The sequence below is a fragment of the Bartonella sp. P12B genome (assembly GCF_055796185.1).
On sequence record NZ_JBTTDI010000038.1, the window covers coordinates 1 to 3,360 of the forward strand.

The following is a 3,360-nucleotide window of genomic DNA, read 5'->3' on the forward strand; positions in this document are numbered from 1 at the left end:
GTTTAACTCTGGATCAGGGGTGCATTGCCCACCAAGAATGGCGCCTTGCGCTTTTAAATCACGCAAATAGGCATTGACGCTTTCACTCACATCACTCATGTAGGTTTTTTTGATATTGCGGTCGACCGCCCACATATGCCCACGCAAGATGGCGTCATTAATCATATCCACGGTTCTCACAACGGATAAGAAAGCAAATTTTGTATCGCTTGAAAGGGTGCGGTTTCCCCAAAGACGATAACCATTTTCGCGAATAATTGTTGTGATGTTTTGTTCATTGAGAAGGTTGGCACGGCTTGATCTGTCACCAATGGAAAAATCAATCGGGCGGGTAATCCCTACAATGCCATTGATCACTTTGTTTGAAGGAGAATGCCAAAAACCATGGGTAAAATCTGTTTTGGCAATGATACCCGCAACTGCTGCACTTGCGGGCTGTTCTAGGATTTCTCCATTACGATTTATCTTTACAAAAGGATCAACGATGATGGCGCGTTTTGAATCAAAATCCTTTGCTGCACTAAGAGCTGCTTCATCGGTTGTGTTTGGTGCATCAATGATTACAATAGCGCGGAGCCGCTCAGCAATGCCAATCAACTCTGCTGCTACAGGATTCGAGGTTACACTGATTTCGGCTTTTGCTGTTGCACCAGTGCCATCACCTTCAATCGTTACATTGGGGGCGGTTTGATAATCAAAGCCATTGTCCTTGAGAACAATCGAGGTCACTTGTCCATTGGCGATAATTGCTTCTGCTTTTGCACCGCCGGCAATTTTAACAGTTGCTTGAGTATAACCGCTGCCTTTGTTGGTGATATCAATCTTGCTAAGGCTAACAGGGCGTTTATGGGTAAAGCTTGGAGCAATCAGAATGCGTGGTGTTTGTCCAAGCAGGGATTGTGCTCCAATCAAAGCATGCACACCTTCATAAGCACCATTGGCATTTACACCGCCAAGAACATTGGTCAATGTTGTGTTTTCGTTATCACCTTCTTGCACACGCACGACGATAACAATGGCACCCACTTGCTTGAAAATGAGATCAAGAGCATTGGGGAGGGTGCCTTGACGTTTGCCTGTTTTATCCAGTTTTGCTGCTTGTGAAAGTGAACCGGTAACCAACACCGGCGTATTGAGAGGGAATGCCTGTTCATCGGCATCGGGTGCTGTGCCGACAATTCCGATAACTGCTGATTGAACTGCGCGAAGGGGACGTGTGCCATCGTCCACCTCGACAACTTCAACACCGTGTAAAAAACCTGTTGTCATTATTATGCTCCTTAAAATGAGGGGGGAATGAAAATGAATGGAAAAAAATGAGAGGTAAAAAGCCACTTTTGAGAACGACTTGACAAAATCTTTAAAACCGTTAGATTCGTACAAAGGTGCTTCAAAAACACCTTAAAATACCAAGCGGATTGGTTACCGAAATAATCAGTCTTCTGTACATTAAAGGCTTTGACTCATTATATGCTGCGCGCATATAATGGTTTCGTCGGGTGTGGTTATGCTATACAATACCCTTATGGGAAAAGCGTAACGACGGACTTGGTACCGTGTTTTTGAGCGCCCGGCATTTTTAAAAGTGTCAATCAAAAACATCTATTACCAAGGAGTTTATCATGAACAATTTAGTAACAATCAATGATGCTGGTATTGCTGTTACAACCTCTTTGAAAATTGCTGAAGGTGTAGGGAATACACATAAAACAGTTATACAGCTGGTTCGTCAAAATATTAAAGACTTTGAAGAATTTGGTTCACTCGCATTTGAAATGCGAGTGAGTAGAAAAGATGGTAAGGGTGGGCAAAAGAGAGAAGTTGCAATCCTCAACGAACCACAAGCAACCTTACTCATGACCTATATGCGTAACAACGATGCGGTGCGTGCGTTTAAAAAAGCACTTGTAAAAGCTTTTTACGATTTAAAAAATCAGTTGATTGATAATGACCGTGATACACGATTTGATTTTCCAAGCAATTGGAATGAGATGGGGCCTACTGAAAAGGCTGTTTATATTTATGGGCCTCTCCACATGCATCTTGTTAAAGCCTTCACATTAGCAGAAGAAAGCAAGCACTGTAAAACTTTAATTGAAGAAGCAAAACAGGTGTTAGCAAGATCTGTGACAAAAGCTGCTTAGTTTATAACGTCATCTCCTCGTCTTTAAAGGCAGGGAGATGATAAAAGCTCTAGCTATTTTATTAACAACTATGGTCCATTTGTACATTGACTTTTTTACTAGCTTCTAGTGTTGGAATAGAAGAAACATCAATATCACGCTCGGCATGCCAAGCGTCATAATTAGCTTGCATACGTAACCATATGGCAGCTCCATCACCAAACATTTTACCAAGACAAGCAGAAATAGAAGGAGAGACAGGTTTTTTTGTATTCAGGATATCATAGAGATGTTGGCGTGATATACCGAGCATTTGTGCAATTTCTGACTTTGTTTTGCCAGTTTCAGGAATAATTTCCGCCAAAATTTCTCCTGGATGAGTAGGACAACGGTTTTTATCTCTTTGTGCAGGAATGTCATTCATAACTGTATCCTTAGTGGTATTGTTCAAGATCAACACGGTAAGCATTACACGAGTCAAATTCAAAGGTGATACACCATGGTCCATTAACGTGAACAGTGTAACGGGTAGGTGAATATCCGATTAAAGAATGAAAGTTAAATCCTGGAAGATTCATATCTTCTGGTCTTTCACAAATATCTAAACGGTCAAGACGAATAATGATACGTTTTACAAGTCTTTTATCAATCTTAGATGATTTTCCTGTTTTGAATAATTCTGCTAGTGTTTTGCTTTTAAACGTTTTAATCATTACCTTATATAGCGTAAAAAACCACTTGTGTCAACAAATAGCTTACAATATAAATATTAAAATGGAAAAAACATAAATATTCTATTGGAAAGCCTTATCTCCTAGACTTTCTCATTTTTCTCTTATCGTTCTTTCATAGATTCTACTGATGCGTCTGTCTTAGCTCTTTCAGAAGACAAAGGGTTTTTTTCTTCATCAATAATAGGAGGAGAGAATTTTCCATCTTTATAAGTCCAGCCAATTTGCGCTTCACTTGAGGGGATTGCCTCTCCCTCAGATAAATGAACATAATCTTCTGGTGCAACAATAACGTTTGTTACCACACCATTTTCAACAACTGCATATTCCATAAAAACTCCTATATAAAAAATCTAAACAACATTGCTCCGTTGCCACCATTACCCCCTTTACTAACTCCACCATCTTCTCCAGGGAAATAACCACCCCCACCGCCGCCGCCCTCCCCACTGCCATTGCAACCTTTACCACCATGACCACCTTTATGGCTCTCTCCACCATAACCA

Annotated in this window: 5 protein-coding genes; 1 reads left to right on the forward strand and 4 read right to left on the reverse strand. The window is 40.8% G+C overall.

What is annotated here, in order from left to right; translation table 11 throughout:
* Nucleotides 1-1,269 (reverse strand): phage tail sheath subtilisin-like domain-containing protein (locus tag AC0QT1_RS08350; protein ID WP_473202101.1); only part of this gene is annotated, 1,269 nt, incomplete at its 3' end.
* A gap of 353 nt (nucleotides 1,270-1,622) precedes the next feature.
* Here AC0QT1_RS08350 and AC0QT1_RS08355 point away from each other — a divergent pair.
* A complete protein-coding gene (locus AC0QT1_RS08355) occupies nucleotides 1,623-2,144 on the forward strand; it encodes a Rha family transcriptional regulator (RefSeq protein WP_473202102.1) in 522 nt (173 codons plus the stop codon).
* 61 nt (nucleotides 2,145-2,205) lie between these two features.
* Here the strand turns inward: AC0QT1_RS08355 and AC0QT1_RS08360 are convergent, their stop codons facing one another.
* The 3 genes from AC0QT1_RS08360 to AC0QT1_RS08370 all read right to left on the reverse strand — a co-directional run bounded on the left by AC0QT1_RS08360 (nucleotide 2,206) and on the right by AC0QT1_RS08370 (nucleotide 3,186).
* Nucleotides 2,206-2,547 carry a HigA family addiction module antitoxin gene (locus tag AC0QT1_RS08360; RefSeq protein ID WP_473202103.1) on the reverse strand — a complete coding sequence of 114 codons (342 nt, stop codon included), beginning with the start codon at nucleotides 2,545-2,547 and terminating at the stop codon, nucleotides 2,206-2,208.
* Nucleotides 2,548-2,557: 10 nt separating this feature from the next.
* Complete coding sequence (locus tag AC0QT1_RS08365; protein WP_473202104.1) at nucleotides 2,558-2,836, reverse strand: type II toxin-antitoxin system RelE/ParE family toxin; 279 nt, start codon at nucleotides 2,834-2,836, stop codon at nucleotides 2,558-2,560.
* 122 nt (nucleotides 2,837-2,958) lie between these two features.
* A complete protein-coding gene (locus AC0QT1_RS08370) occupies nucleotides 2,959-3,186 on the reverse strand; it encodes a hypothetical protein (protein ID WP_473202105.1) in 228 nt (75 codons plus the stop codon).
* Between the last annotated feature and the right edge of the window lie 174 nt (nucleotides 3,187-3,360).

Excerpts from the sequence above, each read along its gene's own strand:
- AC0QT1_RS08370 (WP_473202105.1), bottom strand. The coding sequence starts at position 3,186 with ATGGAATATGCAGTTGTTGAAAATGGTGTGGTAACAAACGTTATTGTT.
- AC0QT1_RS08360 (WP_473202103.1), bottom strand. The coding sequence starts at position 2,547 with ATGAATGACATTCCTGCACAAAGAGATAAAAACCGTTGTCCTACTCAT.
- AC0QT1_RS08355 (WP_473202102.1), top strand. The coding sequence starts at position 1,623 with ATGAACAATTTAGTAACAATCAATGATGCTGGTATTGCTGTTACAACC.
- AC0QT1_RS08365 (WP_473202104.1), bottom strand. The coding sequence starts at position 2,836 with ATGATTAAAACGTTTAAAAGCAAAACACTAGCAGAATTATTCAAAACA.